This is a genomic window from Mycobacterium novum (assembly GCF_010726505.1).
Classification (GTDB): Bacteria; Actinomycetota; Actinomycetes; order Mycobacteriales; family Mycobacteriaceae; genus Mycobacterium; species Mycobacterium algericum.
The window spans coordinates 100,251-116,581 of the sequence record NZ_AP022562.1; the positions used below are offsets into that span (position 1 = coordinate 100,251).

At 69.5% G+C, this 16,331-nt stretch carries 17 protein-coding genes and 1 tRNA gene; 9 read left to right on the forward strand and 9 right to left on the reverse strand.

The window, feature by feature from the left end:
• Positions 1-28: 28 nt before the first annotated feature.
• Positions 29-715, reverse strand: a complete 687-nt coding sequence (locus G6N19_RS00485) for a histidine phosphatase family protein (protein WP_083038157.1) — start codon at positions 713-715, stop codon at positions 29-31.
• Entirely contained in the window at positions 712-1,566 is an 855-nt protein-coding gene (locus tag G6N19_RS00490; RefSeq protein ID WP_193466267.1) for an undecaprenyl-diphosphate phosphatase, read from the reverse strand. The genes G6N19_RS00485 and G6N19_RS00490 overlap by 4 nt, the downstream gene beginning before the upstream one ends.
• Positions 1,567-1,715: 149 nt before the next feature.
• Between G6N19_RS00490 and G6N19_RS00495 the strand changes: the two genes are divergently transcribed.
• From G6N19_RS00495 to G6N19_RS00510, 4 genes are read left to right on the forward strand one after another with little or no spacing between them, the layout of a single operon-like run.
• Entirely contained in the window at positions 1,716-2,225 is a 510-nt protein-coding gene (locus G6N19_RS00495) for a sigma-70 family RNA polymerase sigma factor (RefSeq protein ID WP_013828702.1), read from the forward strand.
• Positions 2,222-3,853 (forward strand): carotenoid oxygenase family protein, encoded by a 1,632-nt coding sequence (locus G6N19_RS00500; RefSeq protein WP_193465559.1) that lies wholly within the window; start codon positions 2,222-2,224, stop codon positions 3,851-3,853. Before G6N19_RS00495 ends, G6N19_RS00500 begins: the two co-directional genes overlap by 4 nt.
• Before the next feature lie 60 nt (positions 3,854-3,913).
• The gene (locus tag G6N19_RS00505; RefSeq protein ID WP_083038165.1) at positions 3,914-4,441 is read left to right on the forward strand and encodes a sigma-70 family RNA polymerase sigma factor; all 528 of its coding nucleotides are present in this window, start codon (positions 3,914-3,916) and stop codon (positions 4,439-4,441) included.
• Positions 4,442-4,488: 47 nt separating this feature from the next.
• Positions 4,489-5,121 (forward strand): anti-sigma factor family protein, encoded by a 633-nt coding sequence (locus G6N19_RS00510; protein WP_193466268.1) that lies wholly within the window; start codon positions 4,489-4,491, stop codon positions 5,119-5,121.
• 6 nt (positions 5,122-5,127) lie between these two features.
• Here the strand turns inward: G6N19_RS00510 and G6N19_RS00515 are convergent, their stop codons facing one another.
• From G6N19_RS00515 to G6N19_RS00525, 3 genes are read right to left on the reverse strand one after another with little or no spacing between them, the layout of a single operon-like run.
• Positions 5,128-6,144, reverse strand: a complete 1,017-nt coding sequence (locus G6N19_RS00515; protein ID WP_193465560.1) for an NAD(P)/FAD-dependent oxidoreductase — start codon at positions 6,142-6,144, stop codon at positions 5,128-5,130.
• On the reverse strand, positions 6,141-6,641 hold the full coding sequence (locus G6N19_RS00520) for an isoprenylcysteine carboxyl methyltransferase family protein (RefSeq protein ID WP_193465561.1): 501 nt from the start codon (positions 6,639-6,641) through the stop codon (positions 6,141-6,143). The genes G6N19_RS00515 and G6N19_RS00520 overlap by 4 nt, the downstream gene beginning before the upstream one ends.
• Positions 6,642-6,646: 5 nt before the next feature.
• Entirely contained in the window at positions 6,647-7,687 is a 1,041-nt protein-coding gene (locus G6N19_RS00525) for a type III polyketide synthase (protein ID WP_193465562.1), read from the reverse strand.
• A gap of 144 nt (positions 7,688-7,831) precedes the next feature.
• Between G6N19_RS00525 and G6N19_RS00530 the strand changes: the two genes are divergently transcribed.
• Complete coding sequence (locus G6N19_RS00530; RefSeq protein ID WP_193465563.1) at positions 7,832-10,198, forward strand: MMPL family transporter; 2,367 nt, start codon at positions 7,832-7,834, stop codon at positions 10,196-10,198.
• Here G6N19_RS00530 and G6N19_RS00535 read toward each other — a convergent pair.
• Entirely contained in the window at positions 10,140-10,430 is a 291-nt protein-coding gene (locus G6N19_RS00535; RefSeq protein WP_041317739.1) for a hypothetical protein, read from the reverse strand. The genes G6N19_RS00530 and G6N19_RS00535 overlap by 59 nt on opposite strands.
• A 137-nt stretch (positions 10,431-10,567) precedes the next feature.
• Here G6N19_RS00535 and G6N19_RS00540 point away from each other — a divergent pair, with 137 nt between their 5' ends.
• From G6N19_RS00540 to G6N19_RS00550, 3 genes are read left to right on the forward strand one after another with little or no spacing between them, the layout of a single operon-like run.
• On the forward strand, positions 10,568-11,596 hold the full coding sequence (locus G6N19_RS00540; RefSeq protein WP_041317736.1) for a YncE family protein: 1,029 nt from the start codon (positions 10,568-10,570) through the stop codon (positions 11,594-11,596).
• Positions 11,593-11,859 (forward strand): DUF5703 family protein, encoded by a 267-nt coding sequence (locus G6N19_RS00545; RefSeq protein WP_013828693.1) that lies wholly within the window; start codon positions 11,593-11,595, stop codon positions 11,857-11,859. Before G6N19_RS00540 ends, G6N19_RS00545 begins: the two co-directional genes overlap by 4 nt.
• A 4-nt stretch (positions 11,860-11,863) precedes the next feature.
• Positions 11,864-12,931 (forward strand): quinone-dependent dihydroorotate dehydrogenase, encoded by a 1,068-nt coding sequence (locus G6N19_RS00550; RefSeq protein ID WP_193465564.1) that lies wholly within the window; start codon positions 11,864-11,866, stop codon positions 12,929-12,931.
• 72 nt (positions 12,932-13,003) lie between these two features.
• Here G6N19_RS00550 and G6N19_RS00555 read toward each other — a convergent pair whose 3' ends face one another.
• Both G6N19_RS00555 and G6N19_RS00560 read right to left on the reverse strand, forming a co-directional pair.
• Complete coding sequence (locus G6N19_RS00555) at positions 13,004-13,534, reverse strand: YbhB/YbcL family Raf kinase inhibitor-like protein (protein WP_193465565.1); 531 nt, start codon at positions 13,532-13,534, stop codon at positions 13,004-13,006.
• A 21-nt stretch (positions 13,535-13,555) separates the two neighbouring features.
• Positions 13,556-14,908: a M20/M25/M40 family metallo-hydrolase gene (locus G6N19_RS00560; RefSeq protein ID WP_193374463.1), complete on the reverse strand. Its 1,353-nt coding sequence runs from the start codon at positions 14,906-14,908 to the stop codon at positions 13,556-13,558.
• A gap of 95 nt (positions 14,909-15,003) precedes the next feature.
• On the opposite strand from G6N19_RS00560, the gene G6N19_RS00565 reads away from it, so the two are divergent.
• A tRNA-Leu gene (locus tag G6N19_RS00565) sits at positions 15,004-15,089 on the forward strand.
• 48 nt (positions 15,090-15,137) lie between these two features.
• Here G6N19_RS00565 and G6N19_RS00570 read toward each other — a convergent pair.
• The gene (locus G6N19_RS00570; RefSeq protein ID WP_193465566.1) at positions 15,138-16,316 is read right to left on the reverse strand and encodes an IS481 family transposase; all 1,179 of its coding nucleotides are present in this window, start codon (positions 16,314-16,316) and stop codon (positions 15,138-15,140) included.
• Positions 16,317-16,331 lie beyond the last annotated feature (15 nt).

Here is a 16,331-nt window from a genome sequence, read left to right on the forward strand (position 1 = left end):
TCGGCGATGACACCGGTATCCCTGTCGACTAGGTGGTGGACCCACCGACAACGGCGTCGCTCGACGAGCCGTCGGCGGGCGGCGAATTCCTGACCGCGGCGGCCAGTGAGTCCCCGGTGTGATTGAGGTGGATGACGAACGGGCGCAACGGCGTGTAGCGGATCACGCTGGCCGACGCCGGGTCAGCGGTGATGCGCTGAAAGCCGTCCAGGTGGACACCGAGCGCGTCGGCGATCACGGCCTTGATGACGTCGCCGTGGGTGCAGGCCAACCACAGCACGTCGGCGCCGTGCCGCTCGGCCAGCTCGCGGTCGTGATCGCGGACCGCGGCCACCGCCCGGGCCTGCACCTGCGCCAGCCCTTCCCCGCCGGGGAACACCGCCGCGCTGGGCTGCGCCTGCACCACCCGCCACAGCGGCTCGCCGGTCAGCTCACTCATCTTGCGACCGGTCCAGGTTCCGTAGTCGACCTCGACGAGCCGATCGTCGATGAGCGGGTCCAGCCCGAGCGCGGCGGCCAGCGGCTCGACGGTGCTGCGGCAGCGCAGCAGCGGGGAGCGCACCAGCGCCTTGATGGGCAGGCCGGCGAGCCGGTCGACGAGTTGTGCGGCCTGCTCGCGGCCCAACGCGTCGAGCGCGACACCTTCGGAACGCCCGGCCAGCACCCCGGCGGTGTTCGCGCTGGACCGGCCGTGCCGGACCAAGATGACCGTCATGACTGGGCCGCCAATACACCGGTGGCCAGCAGGACCAGGATCGTCGTCCCGACGACCACCCGATACCCGACGAACCAGTACATGCTGTGGGACACCAGGAACCGCAGGAACCAGGCCACCGCCGCCCAGCCCACCCCGAAGGCGATCAGGGTGGCTACCAACAATTGCGGCCCGCTGGCACTCATCCCGGTACCGGCCGGGTGAAACGCATCGGGCAACGAGAACAGCCCGGAGGCGAACACCGCCGGGATGGCCAACAGGAAGCCGAAGCGGGCGGCCAGTTCGCGGTCCAGGCCGGCGAACAGCCCGGCGCTGATCGTGGCACCGGAGCGGGACACGCCGGGCACCAGAGCAAGGGTTTGCGCCGACCCCACCAGTACGGCATCGCGCCAGGTCAGCTGTTTGGCGTGGCGAGTCTGGCGGCCGAGGTATTCGGCGGCGGCGATCACCGCCGAGAACACCACCAGCGCGGTCGCCACCACCCACAGGTTGCGCACCCCGGACCGGATCTGGTCGGTGAACACCAGGCCCAGTACGCAAATCGGGATGGTGCCGATGATGACGTACCAGCCCATCCGGTAGTCGACCTGGCGGTCGGCGGCCAGCGGCGTCCTGGTCAGCGCCGACGCCACCCCGGACAGCCACGCGGTGGCGATCCGCGCGATGTCCTTGGCGAAATAGACCAGGACCGCCACCTCGGTGCCGAGCTGGGTCACCGCGGTGAAGGATGCGCCGGCGTCACCGGCGAAGAACGCCCGCGATACCAGCGCAAGATGCCCGGAGGACGAGACCGGCAGGAATTCGGTGAGCCCCTGAACAATCGCCAGGACGATGACCTGCGGCCACGACATCGCGGCCTCGACTACCGACACGACGAAGACCGTACCGCGGGGGTGGCGACGCCCGGCCGGGTGCCGCACACTTGAATTCACCGCTGCCATCGGCGCCGGCGGTGAACGCGGGGGGCGGATCTGCCGTATTTCCCACCGGAAGGCTGTGAATGGACATTCCGGAAGCCGGTGCCATGCGGATGCTCTACGACCAACACGCGGCCGCGTTGAGCCGCTACGCGCTCCGGCTGACCGGCGACCCCTCCCGAGCCGAGGACGTGGTCCAAGAGACGCTGCTGCGCGCCTGGCAGCACCCCGAGGTCGTCGACGACGTCACCCGCTCGGCGCGGGCCTGGCTGTTCACCGTCGCCCGCAACATCGTCATCGACGAGCGCCGCAGCATGCGTTTCCGCTCCGAAAGTCGTCCCGGTCCGGGAACACCCGACCCGCCGGGACCGGACGAAGCCGGGTTGTCGCTGGACCGGATGCTGATCACCGAGGCGATTGCCCGGCTGTCCGCGGACCACCGTGGCGTGGTTCGCCGTTCCTACTATCAAGGCTGGAGCACCGCACAGATCGCCGACGACCTCGGGATCGCCGAAGGCACCGTGAAATCCCGGCTGCATTACGCACTGCGCGCACTGCGCCACACGCTGGACGAGATGGGGATGACGCGATGACGGGCGAGTTCGACGCGGGTGCCAACTGCGACGATCACCCCTACGCCACGTGGGACGCCGCCTACGTGTTGGGTTCGTTGTCGCGTGCCGACCGCCGGGAATTCGAGGGGCACCTCGACCGGTGTTCCTCGTGCCGAAGTGCGGTCGCCGAGCTGGCCCCGATCCCCCGGCTGCTGTCGTTGCTCTCACGCGACGACCTGGCCGCCCTCGAGGCGGGCCGGGCACTGCCTGCCCGCCGGGTCCCGGCGCCGAGCGGCAACGGGTCGCGGCCGCCGGGCACCGGCGAAACGGCTCAACCGGTCGAGACGGTCATGCCGTTCTTCCGGACCCGCAACTACGCCCCGGTGCCCGACGAGCAGACCGCGTTCGGCCTGCCCGTCGAGGGCGCCATCCCGCCCGAGTTGACCGGCTGGTACCTGCGCAACGGCCCGAACCCGCGCACCGCCACGGGTCATTGGTGTATCGGCGACGGCATGGTCCACGGCATCCGGTTGGAGCGCGGCCGGGCCGCCTGGTACCGCAACCGCTGGGTGCACACCGACAGTTTCGAACGCCCGTTCCCGGTGTACGGGGCCGGAGGCCGCCGCAACCTGCGCTCCAGCGTGGCCAACACCCACGTGGTACGACACGCCGGAAAGACCCTGGCCCTGATGGAGACGTCCCTGCCGTACCAGATCACCAACGACCTGAAGACGTTGGGCGCCTACGATTTCGGCGGCAAATTGGCCGACGCCATGAACGCCCATCCCAAAATCTGCCCGGACACCGGGGAGCTGCACTTCTTCGGCTACGGCAGCCTGGTGCAGCCGCACGTCACCTATCACCGTGCCGACGCCGCCGGCGAGCTCATCCTGAGCCGTCCGATCGACGTTCCGGCGCTGACCCTGATGCACGACTTCGCACTGACCGCCCGGCACATCGTGTTCCTGGACCTACCGGTGCTGTTCGATTTGAGCCTGGCCGTGACCATGGACGCCCGCCAGGACCTGCCCTACCGGTGGGACGACTCCTACGGTGCGCGCCTGGGGGTGCTGCGCCGCGACGACCCGTACGGCGCGGTGCGCTGGTTCGAGGTCGACCCCTGCTACGTCTTTCACATCGCCAACGCCTACGACGTGACGTCAGCAGACGGCTATTCCGTTGTGCTGCAAGTGATCCGATACCCCGAGTTGTGGCGCGACGACAGTGCTTTCGATGACGCCGCCACGCTGTGGCGCTGGACGATCGACCTGGCGGACGGCTCCGTCGAGCAGACCCAACTCGACGACCGCGGGGTGGAATTCCCGCGGATCGACGACCGGCGCTCCGGTCGGCGGGCTCGGTACGCCGTCACCGTCGGCACCAACACGCTGGTCCGCTATGACCTCGACAACGGCATCGCCGAGGAACACCGGTTCGTCAGCGACGGTGTGCGCGGCACCGCCGATGAGGCGATCTTCGTCGCGGCCGACGGCGGGCCCGACGACGAGCTGGCCGGGTGGTACCTGAGCTACGTCTACGATCCGGCCCGCGACGCCAGCGACCTGGTGATCATCGACGCCGCCGATTTCGCTGGTGATCCGGTGGCCCGAATCCGGTTGCCGAGACGGGTACCGCACGGGTTCCACGGCAACTGGCTCAGGGACTGACCGCGCGACGGTGAACCAGCCGGCGTCGCCGATCGTGTCATCACCGGGAGGTCTTGTCGCATGGCCGTCGCCGCCGGAACCGTCACCGACCGCAGCCCGAGAGATGCGCTGGTCGGGGTGCTCTACGCCGAGCACGCGGCCGCCCTCCGGCGATATGCACTGCGGTTGACCGGCGACCGGGGCCGCGCCGACGACATCGTCCAGGAGACGCTGTTGCGGGCATGGAAGCACCTCGAGGTCACCGGCAATTCCGCCCGCGCCTGGCTGTTCACCGTCGCCCGCCACCTGATCATCGACCAGAGCCGCAGCGCCCAGGCACGCCACGAGGTCGGCTTGCTCGACGGCGTCCCCGAGCAGGCCGGCCCCGACGAGATCAACGCGACACTGGACCGGATGCTGATCGCCGAAGCGGTCACCCGGTTGTCGCCCGAGCATCGCGAGGTGATCTGCCGGTCGTACTACCACGGCTGGACCACCGCGCTGATCGCCGCCGATCTCGGGATCGCCGAAGGAACCGTGAAGTCGCGGCTGCACTATGCGGTACGCGCACTGCGACGCGCCCTGCAGGAGATGGGAGTGGCCCGGTGACACAGCAAAGGCCCGATGCGGGCCGCGGGGTTGCGCACACCTACGCGATGTGGGACGCCGCCTACGTGTTGGGGGCGTTGTCGACGGCCGAACGGGCCGAGTTCGAGGGCCACCTGGTCGGGTGTCCGTGGTGCCAGAGCGCCGTCGCCGAACTTGAGGGAATGTCCGAGCTGCTGTCGCACCTGGACCTCGACCTGGTGGCGGCTCTGGACCCGGACGACGAGGATGATCAGCTGCCGGCGCCGGTGCCGCCGGCCCGGAACGGGCGCCGGCTGCGGCTGTCCTGGGTGGGCACCGCGGCCGCGGCTGCGGCGGTGGCGGTGGCCGTGTTCGTGGGTGTCGCCGGTCAGTCCGCTCCGCCGCCGGATGCCACCGCGGTGCCGATGCTCCAGGTGCACACCGCGCTGCTGGCCTCCACGGTGTCGGTGAGCGACATGGACTGGGGAACGCTGATCGAGCTGCGCTGCGTCTGCCTGGCCGACAGCAGCGCCCCGCATGACCTGCTGGCGCTGGTCGTGGTGGGCCGCGACGGCAGCCGTAACCGGCTGGCGAGCTGGGTGGCCCATCCCGGGCACACCGCGACACCCAGCGGCAGCATCTCGATGTCGGTCGATCAGATCGCCTCGGTCCAGGTGGTCTCCGCCGACAGCGACGAGGTGCTGCTGCAACGCACGCTGTGAGTAATCTCAGTGCGCCAGGGTGTGCACCATCCCGCCGAAGACACCCGGCAGGGCCGCACATGCGGGCACGATGGCCCGCCGGGTGGCGCGCGGGGCGCTGGCCAGCACCAGGGCGCGGGTCACCAGGCGGTAGTGGCGGGTGAGCCGATGCCAGGCCCGCTCGTAGGACGCCGGGGCGTCGGCGGCGATCGCGTCCACCGCCGCGGCGGCCTGCTTGACGGCCAGGCTGATGCCTTCGCCGGTCAAGGCGTCCTCGTACCCGGCGGCATCGCCGACCAGCAGCACCCGCCCGGCGACGCGGCGGGCAACGACCTGTCGCAGCGGGCCGCAGCCGCGGGCCGGCCCGGCCTCAGCGTCCCGCAGATGGTGCGCCAGCCACGGGAACCAGTCCAGGTCGGGTCGGCGCGAGGACAAGATGGCCACGCCCACCAGATCGGGCTGCACCGGTGTGACATACGCCTCGCCCCACCGCGACCAGTGCACCTCGACGAACTCCGACCACGCCGGGACGGTGTAGTGCCGGCGCACGCCGTAGCGCCGGGGCGAGCCGGCTACCGCCGGGATTCCGACCGCGCGGCGGACCACCGAGTGCAGCCCGTCGGCACCGATCAACCACCGTGCCCGGATCCCGGCCGCCGCCACCCCGCACCGGTCCTGTTCGACATCGGAGATCCGTCGAGCAACCCATTGGGCGCCTTGCGCTTTGACCTGTTCGGTGAGCGCTGCCTGAAGCGTGGTGCGCCGCACTCCCTGCCCCGGTGGACCGGTGAACCGCGCCTCGGCCCGGTGCCGCTGCCCCACGTAGGCGATGCCCGCGAGCGCCATTCCGGCCGGGTTGACCCCGAGAGCGGCCAGCTCGGCCACCCCACCGGGCATCAGCCCCTCGCCGCACGCCTTGTCGATCGGGTCGGGACGTGGCTCGGCCACGATCACCGAAAGTCCTTGCCGGCGCGCGCACAACGCGGCGGCCAGTCCGCCCGGCCCGCCGCCGGCGACCAGCACGTCGGCGTCACAGGTCGTCATGCATACCCCAGCGCGGTGTTCTCCACCCGGATCCGGACCACCAGCAGCACCGCATTGGCCACACCGAAACCGATGGCGGTCAGCCAGGCGGAATGAACCAACGGCAAGGCCAGTCCTTCAACCATCACCGCCACATAATTGGGGTGGCGCAGCCATCGGTAGGGGCCGCGGCGCACCAGCCGGGAGCCCGGGATCACGATCACCCGGGTGTTCCACCGGGGCCCGAGCGTGCCGATACACCACCAGCGCAGCGCCTGGCCGGCGGCCACCACCGCCAGCATCGGCCAGCCGAGCCGCGGGATGAACACCCGATGCGTGGCCCACACCTCGATCAGGCAGCCGGCCAGCAGGGCCCCGTGCAGCACCACCATCACCGGGTAGTGGCCGCGCCCGAACTCTTCACCACCCTGGGAAAACGCCCAACCGGCGTTGCGTCGCGACACCAGCAACTCCACCAACCGTTCGATCCCGACCGCGACGATCAACAGGGTGTACATCGGCGTCACCAGCGCAACAGGACGAGTTCGGAGCAGAACGCCGGACCCATGGCCATGATCAAGCCGACCGACCCCGGCGGCGGCGGATCGTCCAGCGTCTCGCGCAGCACGTCGAGCACCGACACCGACGACAGATTCCCGTTGTCCCGTAACGAGTTCCGGGTCAGATCCAATGCATCGGTATCCAGCCCCAAGCCGTTCTCGACGGCTTCGATCACCCGTGGTCCGCCCGGATGGCAGATCCAGCAGGCGACGTCGGCGACCGACAGTCCGTTGTCGGAGAGGAATTCGCGCACGTCTTCACCGAGGTATTTCTCGGCGACGGTCGCCACGTCGGCGGACAGGATGATCCGGAATCCGTCGCTGCCGATATGCCATCCCATGACGTCCTCGGTGTCGGGGTACAGGTGACTGCGGGTGGCCAGCACCGTCGGCCCTGACGGCGGGCGTCCGGCGCCGGTCGCGATGACCGCCGCGGCGCCGTCGCCGAATAGGCTGGACGCGACCAGATTGGCGACCGAGTGATCGTTGCGCTGAATGGTCAACGAGCACAGTTCAACTGCGAGCAGCGCCGCCACATGACCGGGAAAGGCCCGCAGATAGTCGTGCATGCGGGCCACCCCGGCGGCACCGGCGACACAGCCGAGCCCGAACAGCGGGACCCGCTTCACATCGGGGCGCAGCCCGACCCGCTTGGCCAGCCGCGCCTCCAGTGTCGGGACGGCGAGCCCGGTCACCGTCGTCGAGAAGACGACATCGACCTCGGTCGGCTCGAGACCGGCCGACTCCAGCGCCGACAACAGTGCTCGCTCACCGAGTTCCAGTGCCACGTCGAGATAGACGTCGTTGGCCTCGGTGAACCCGCTCAGCTCGCGGTAGCGCTCCAACGGCAGCGCCAGCCGCCGGGTGACGACCCCGCTGGCGGCACCGAAGCGCCGAAACTCCGGTCCGGCGAGGCCCGCCAGGGCCGCGGTCAGCTCTTCTTGGCGGTAGCGGTGCGGCGGAAACGCGACGGTGGCCGAGGCGATGGCAGGAAATGTAGTCACATCCGGGATTACGCCGTCACCGACTTCAGGGTTCAACGCGGATCTCAAGTGTGAATCGGGTGAACCAAAGTGCCTTGGATTCCGTATGTGACTCAGGGATCGTGTGACTCAGAGATCGGCGACACCTACTCGGAAGGATCGGCGATGCTGCGCGGGATCACTTGGGCTGCACTCTCCGCGCCGCGACGCATGCTCGCCGTGGCCGGCCTGATCCTGATCGCTTCGGCGATCTTCGGCGCACCGGTAGCCGGGAAGCTGTCGGCGGGTGGGTTCAACGATCCCGGCTCGGAGTCGGCCCGAGCGGCCCGGATTCTGGTCGACAAGTTCGGCCAGAGCGACCAGCAGATGCTGATCACCGTCACCGACGCCGACGGCGCGACGAGCGATCGGGCCGCCTCGGTCGGCATCGCGATCGTCGAACAGCTGCGGACCTCGCCGTGGGTTTACGGGACCTCCTCGACGTGGACCAATTCGCCCGGGCTGGTGAGCACCGACGGCAGATCGGGACTGGTGATCGCCGAGTTGAGGGGCGGGGAGAACAACGCTCAGCACTATGCCAAGTCGCTGCTGGAATCGATGACCGCCCTGGGCGTGTACGACCGGGATGGCGTGACCGTCGCAGCCGGCGGCGAAGCGGTGATCTACGCGCAGATCAACGAGCAGAACCAACACGACCTGCTGGTGATGGAAGCCATCGCGGTGCCGTTGAGCTTTCTGGTGCTGGTCTGGGTGTTCGGCGGGCTGGTCGCCGCGGCGCTGCCGCTCGCGGTGGCCGCCGTGGCGATCGTCGGGTCGATGACCATCCTGCGGGTGATCACCGCCTACACCGACGTGTCGATCTTCGCCCTCAACCTGACCACGGCGATGGGCCTGGCTTTGGCGATCGACTACACCCTGCTGATCATCAGCCGCTACCGCGACGAACTCGCCACCGGTGCCGCACCCGACGCCGCGCTGACCCGAACCATGGTCACCGCGGGCCGCACGGTGCTGTTCTCGGCGACCACCGTGGCGTTGTCCATGGCGTTCATGGTGCTGTTCCCGATGTATTTCCTGAAATCGTTCGCCTACGCCGGGGTGGCCACCGTGGCGTTCGTCGCCTGCGCGGCCATTGTGCTGACCCCGGCGCTGATCGTGGTGCTCGGCGCCCGCCTCGACGCGCTGGACATGCACCGGTTGGCTCGCCGACTGCTCAGCCGCGGCGAGCCCGAACCCAAGCCGGTCGAACAGCAGTTCTGGCACCGGTCGACGACCGCGGTGATCCGCCACGCGGTGCCCATCGCAGTGGCCGGGGTCACCGTGCTGGTGCTGCTGGGGACGCCGTTTCTGGGTGTCAAATGGGGCTTCCCCGATGACCGGGCGCTGCCCCGGTCGGCGTCGGCGCACCAGGTCGGCGACCGGCTGCGCACCGGGTTCGCCGACGACTCGTCGGCCACCATCAGCGCGGTCGTACCCGAGGCCGCCGGGCTGGCCCCCGGCGATCTCGAGCGCTATGCGGCCGCCCTGTCGGCGGTGACGCATGTGTCGGCGGTGACCGCGCCGACCGCCACGTTCGTCAACGGGCAGCCGGCGGGGCCGCCGGCGGCACCGACCGGCCTGGTCGACGGCTTCGCGCTGGTGACCATCGCCAGCACCGCCCCGCTGTTCTCGGCCGACTCCGACGACCAGCTCGATCAGCTGCACCAGATCGCCGGCCCGGCCGGGAAGACGGTCCTGTTCGCCGGGCTGGCGCAGAACAACCGCGACAGCGTGGCCGCCATCACGTCCCGCTTGCCGCTGGTACTGGGGCTGATCGCGGCCATCACGTTCGTGCTGCTGTTCCTGCTCACCGGCAGCGTGGTGTTGCCGGTGAAAGCACTGGTGCTCAACGTGCTCTCGTTGACGGCCGCGTTCGGGGCGCTGGTCTGGATCTTCCAGGACGGCCATTTCGGGGCGTTCGGCACGACACCGACCGGGACGCTGGTGGCCAACATGCCGGTGCTGCTGTTCTGCGTCGCATTCGGATTGTCGATGGACTACGAGGTGTTCCTGATCGCCCGGATCCGGGAGTACTGGCTGGCCTCGGGCCGCACCCCGGCGGACAACGACGCCAGCGTGGCGCTCGGCCTGGCCCGCACCGGGCGGGTGATCACCGCCGCGGCGCTGGTGATGTCGATATCGTTCGCGGCGCTGATCGCCGCGCACGTGTCGTTCATGCGGATGTTCGGTGTGGGGCTGACCCTGGCCGTGCTGACCGATGCCACGCTGGTGCGCACGGTGCTGGTGCCGGCCTTCATGCACCTGATGGGCCGGGCGAACTGGTGGGCGCCGGGATTACTCGCCCGGCTTCACGACCGGGTCGGCCTCAGTGAGGACCACACCCCGGAGGCCTCCGCAGCTGAACGGCACCGCCGGTCCGGGCATCCGCCCGACGAGCCGGTGTTCGCCGACGGAGCCGACTATCGCGGCCCGGTCAACGGGCGACCGACACCGCGTCACGCACGGCCGCAGTCAGGCTCCGCTCGTCGCTGAGGTCGATGTCCACCAGGCTGCGACGCGCCCGCGCCACCACGTCCTCCTCATGCGGGACCGGGCACTCCAGCAGGGGCCGGTAGACGTCGACCACCAGCAGCTGCTGCTCGATGCGGAACGAGAAGCTACGGCCGTCACCGACCTGGCCGAACCCGCTCGCGAACGCGCCGGTCCAGATCTCCTCGACGAGAAACTCCGAACACTCCAGCTGCCAGTCTTCGGCCACAGTCATGACGGGCACGTTACACCTAAGCGAACTTATAGTTACCCCGGACATGCCGATGCGGCGCCGGGGCCTTCCTTAGAATCGGTGGTTCGTCCCGGCGTCGACCGTCGACCGCCCCAGAGCTGGAAGAGCTGCCCGTGCCGATGCACTCCCCCCGCCGGCCCCGCTGGCCGTTCTCCGGCCTGCTGTTGTCGCTGCTGCTGGTCACGGCGTGCTCGGCCAATCCCGTCACCGCGCCGCCGCCGACCATCCCGGCGGCGCAGCCCGCCGTCTCACCGGCGGCGTCGCAACGCCCGGCCGGCACGGTGCGGCCGTTGCACGCTCCGGTCACCGGTGCGGTGTTCGACGCCGCGACCGGCCTGCTGGTGGTGCTGTCTCCCGGACCCGACCCGCAGGCACCCGCGAGCGTCAACCTCATCGGCGCGCCCGGCCGCCCGGCGGTGGCGGTGCCCGGCCCGGCGACCGCGCTGACCGGCGACGGCAGCGGGTTGGCCTACCTGTCCGGCCGCGGCGGCTACTTCACGCTCGACCTGAACACCCGCCGCGCCAGCCGGGTTGACCTCGACGACGCCGCCGACGTCGACTTCACCGCGATCGCCCGGCGTGACGACGGCACGTTGGTGCTGGGCAGCGCGGACGGCGCCGTCTACACCCTGACCGCCGATGGCTCCCGGACCGCCGAGCGGACGACGATCTTCGCCCGCGTCGATCAGATTGTGACGCAAGGCAATACCTCGATTGTGCTGGATCGCGGCCAGACCTCGGTGACCACCGTCGGCGCCGACGGGAAGCCGCAGTACGCGCTGCGCGCCGGCCAGGGCGCGACGACACTGGCCGCCGATCCGCACGGACCGGTGCTGGCGGCGGACACCCGCGGTGGTCAGTTGCTGGTCTACGGCAGCGACCCGCTGATGTTGCGGCAGGCCTACCCGGTGCCGGAATCCCCTTACGGGCTGGCCGGCTCGCGCGGGTTCGCGTGGGTGTCGCAGACCGCGACGAATACCGTGGTCGGCTACGATCTGACCACCGGAATCCCTGTGGAAAAGGTTCGATACCCGACCGTGCAGCAACCCAACACCCTGGCTTTCGACGACACGTCGGACACCCTGTACGTGGTGTCGGGCGCCGAGGCCGGAGTCCAGGTGATCGAGCACGCTACGAGGCAACGATGACCGCGCTGCGCCCACGCCGACTGCCCGCGAGCTGGGAATCCGAATTGTCCGATGAGTACGAATGGATCCCGCTGCGGCTGCCACCGGAGGTCACCCGGATAGGCGCCTCGACCCGGCTGGCGATCGAAGCCGAGTATCGCGGCTGGGAGCTGACCCGGGTGCGGCTGTATACCGATGGGAGCAGGCGGGTGCTGTTGCGCCGCAAAAAATCTCAAATGAACGCGATCAGCGGGAACCGCTGCGTCGACCAGCCCGGACTGTAGCCGGATGGGGTTATACGGCGCACTGCGCCGCGCGCTGTTTCTGGCACCGCCCGAACGCAGCCACACGTTCGCGTTCGCCGCGCTGCGCGGGGCCACTGCACTGTCCCCGACGCGCCGGGTGCTGCGGCGTCGGCTGGCGCCGCACGATCCGATACTGGCCAGCACGGTGTTCGGCGTGCGCTTTCCCGGTCCACTCGGGCTGGCGGCCGGTTTCGACAAGGACGGTATCGGGCTGAAATCCTGGGGCGCATTGGGTTTCGGTTACGCCGAGGTCGGCACCGTGACGGCGGCGCCGCAGCCGGGCAACCCGGCGCCGCGGCTGTTCCGGCTGCCCGACGACCGCGCGCTGCTCAACCGGATGGGGTTCAACAATCAGGGCGCCGGCGCGCTGGCCACCCGGCTGGCCCGCCATCACGCCGACGTGCCGATCGGCGTCAACATCGGTAAGACCAAGACCACCCCGGCCGAGGACGCGGTCGCCGACTACCGGACCAGCGCCCGGCTGCTGGCGCCGCTGGCCGACTATCTGGTGGTCAACGTCAGCTCGCCGAACACCCCGGGGCTGCGCGATCTGCAGGCGGTCGAAGCGCTGCGGCCCATCCTGGCCGCGGTGCGTGCCGAGACCACTCGGCCGGTACTGGTCAAGATCGCACCGGACCTGGCCGACACCGACCTGGATGCCGTCGCCGACCTGGCGGTGGAACTGGGCCTGGCCGGCATCGTGGCCACCAACACCACGGTGTCGCGCGCGGGCCTGGCCACCCCGGGGGTGGCAGACCTGGGGCCGGGCGGTATCTCCGGTCCGCCGGTGGCGCGCCGGGCGCTGGAGGTGCTGCGGCGGCTGTACGCCCGCGTCGGTGACCGGCTGGTGCTGATCAGCGTCGGCGGGATCGAGACCGCCGACGACGCCTGGGAACGCATCACCGCCGGCGCCTCGCTGCTGCAGGGCTACACCGGGTTCATCTACGGCGGTGGCCTGTGGGCGCGCAACATCCACCACGGCCTGGCCGACCGATTGCGTGCCGGCGGGTTCGCGTCGCTGACCGAAGCGGTCGGCTCGGCCGCCCGTTAGCGCGAGCAGACACGAAAGCCCCCAAATCGAGGTCGAAATGGGGGCTTTCGCGTCTGCTGGCCGGGGGTGTCGCTACTTCTGCTCGTAGGTGCCGACGATCACCGCGCGGGCAATCGCGTGCATGAACAGGTTGAAGCCCAGGTAGGCCGGGCTGGCGTCCTCGGCAAGGTCCAGCTTCTCGGTGTCGACGGCGTGCACCGCGACGTAGTACCGGTGCGCACCGTGCCCGGCCGGCGGGGCGGCGCCGACGTAGCGGCGCATCCCGGCGTCGTTGACCAGGGTCAGCGCATCACCGGGCAGCAGGCTGCCGTCACCGACGCCCTCGGGCAGCTCTGTGCAGGTGGCCGGCACGTTGGCCACCGCCCAGTGCCAGAAACCGGATGCGGTGGGCGCATCGGGGTCGTAGACGGTGACCGCGAAGCTGCGGGTCTCCTCCGGGAAGCCCGACCAGCTCAGCTGCGGGCTGGCGTCCTCGCCGCCGGCCCCCATGATCCCGCTGACCTGCGGTTTGGCCAGTGTCCCGCCGTCGGTCAGCGACGACGAGGTCAGCGTGAACGTCGGCAGCTGCGGCAGGGCGGCGTACGGGTCGGGGGCGTTGGTCATGGCTTCGTCCTCTCGTCGGGGTCAACAGTGTGTCAGGAAGTGGTGCAGTACGCGGGTGCCGAACTCCAGTGCGTCGACCGGAACCCGCTCGTCGACGCCGTGGAACAACGCGGAGAAATCAAGATCGGGCGGCAGCCGCAGCGGGGTGAACCCGAAGCAGCGAATACCCAATTGGGCGAACGCTTTTGCATCCGTTCCTCCGGACAGCATGTAGGGCACGGTCCGGGCGTCGGGATCGCAGGCCAGCAGCGCGGCATTCATCGCCTCGACCAGATCGCCGTCGAAGGACGTCTGCACCGGCGGCAGGTTGGTGATCCATTCGCGGGTGACGTCCGGGCCGATCAGCGCGTCGACCTCGGCCTCGAACGCCGCCTGACGGCCGGGCAGCACCCGGCAGTCCAGCACCGCCTCGGCCGTCGCGGGGATCACGTTGGCTTTGTAGCCGGCCTGCAGCATGGTCGGGGTCGCGGTGTCACGCAGGGTGGCGTTGACGATGCGGGCGATCGGCCCCAGCTTCTCGATCATCCCCTCCAGGTCCGGTGAATCGACGTCGATGGCATGCCCGGTCTCCTCGGCGACCGCGGCCAGGAACTGCTCGACGGCCTCGGTGAGCACCAACGGGAACCGGTGTCTGCCCAGTCGGGCCACCGCCTCGGTCAGGATGGTGACGGCATTGTCGTCGTTGATCATCGACCCGTGCCCGGCGCGGCCGTGGGCGCGCAACCGCATCCAGCACAGCCCCTTCTCCGCGGTCTCGATCAGATAGAGCCGGCGTTCTCCCCCGTCACGACGCGGCACCGTCAGCGAGAAGCCGCCGACCTCGCCGATGGCCTCGGTGACCCCGGCGAACAAATCCGGCCGGTTCTCCACCAGCCAGTGCGCGCCGTACTTGCCGCCGGCCTCCTCGTCGGCCAGGAACGCGAACACCAGGTCGCGCGGCGGGGTGATGCCGGCGCGGGCCAGGTGGCGGGCCACCGCGATCATCATGCCGACCATGTCCTTCATGTCGACCGCGCCGCGGCCCCACACGTAGCCGTCGGTGATCGCACCGGAGAACGGGTGCACGCTCCACTCGCTCGCCTCTGCGGGCACCACGTCGAGGTGGCCGTGGATCAGCAGCGCCCCGCGGGACGGATCGCTGCCCTTCAGGCGGGTGAAGACGTTTCCCCGGCCCGGCGCTCCGGACTCGAGGTATTCGGTCTCATAACCGGCTTCCTCGAGCTGGGCGGCCACCCACCGGGCGCACTCGGCTTCCCCCTTGGTGGTTTCGGGCTCGCCGGTGTTGGAGGTGTCGAACCGGATGAGCGCACTGACCAGTTCGACCACTTCGTCGGCAGGATCGGGACAGACCGTCACAGTTACCTTTCCTACCACTTCGCCGTAACGCCCACGGATGGCACCGCGCGGGCTGGGTTTGGGTCCGGCGATCGGCATCCGTTAGCCTTAGCTGCCCGGCCCGAGCCGGGTCGGTCCGAGTGGCGGAATGGCAGACGCGCTAGCTTGAGGTGCTAGTGCCCTATTAACGGGCGTGGGGGTTCAAGTCCCCCCTCGGACACCGCTGTGATGAGTCGCGTCATAGGTGACACTTGAGTCGCGTCATCGGTTACAGATTGCCCCGGTTTGTGCCGGGGTTTTTCTGTTTGTTGGGCCAGTAGTTGTGGTCGGGGTCGATGTGGTGGCTGGCGATGACGTGGTGGCCGGTTTTGCTGATGATGGTGACGGTGGTGGCGGCGATCAGGATGAGTACGGGGGTGCCGGTGTGGGCGCGTCCGATGCCGAGGTGGTGCAGGCGGCTGGCGTGGCGCAGGGTGAGTTTGCCGAATTGGTCGACGACGTCGGTGCGTAGCCGGATGACGGCGTCCGGTTGTGCGGTGGGGGTGGCTTTGGGTCGGGCGAGGTAGGCCTGTGGGGGGGTGATGTTGCCGGGATGGGCGCGGTGGGCGCGTTGGGTGTTGTAGACGGTGCGGAAGTCGTCGAGGAGGTCTTGGAGCTCGGCGACGGTTTGTGGGTGGGGTCGTGCGCTTAGCCAGCGTTTGAGGGTTTGGTGGAAGCGTTCGATTTTGCCTTGGGTTTGGGGGTGGCCGGGGTGGCCGTTTTTCTGGGTGATGCCCAGGGCGGCCAGGAGGCGTTCGAAGTCGTTGTGGCCGCCGGTGAATCGGGAGGTGTAGACCGAGCCGTTGTCGGTCAAGGTGGCTGCGGGTAGCCCGAATTCGTCGGTGGTGGCGGTGAAGGTGGCGACGACGTCGGGGCCGGCGACGCGGTGGTGGGCGGTGCACGACAGTAGGTAGCGGGAGTGGTCGTCGAGCCAGTTGAGGATTTCGGTGTCGGTGCCATCAGCCAGGGTCCCGTGGGTGAAGTCGGATTGCCAGCATTCGTTGGGTTGTTCGGCGGCGAAGCGGTGATAGGAGCTGCGGGGGCGTTTGCGTGGTTGTGGGGTGATCAGGCCGTGGTGGTGCAGGATGCGCCGGATCGTGGAGGTGGACGGGACTAGTAGTCCTTGGCGGGCCAGGTGGGCCTGCAGGGTGACTGGTCCGGCGTCAAGGCCTTCGGCGACGAGGTGTTCGCGCATGTGCACGATCGCGGCGATGACCTCATCGGAAATCCTGCGGGGGTTGCTGGCGGGGCGCCTGGAGCGGGGTTCGAGCGCCTCGAGGCCGCCGGTGCGGTAGCGGGCCAGCAGGCGATAGATGTGTTGACGGGAAATCTTGTAGGTCTCGGCTGCAGCAGTCACCGACAGGTTTCCGCTGACGACTTCCAGGACGACCACACGGGCTTTGGACATGAACCACGACTGTCA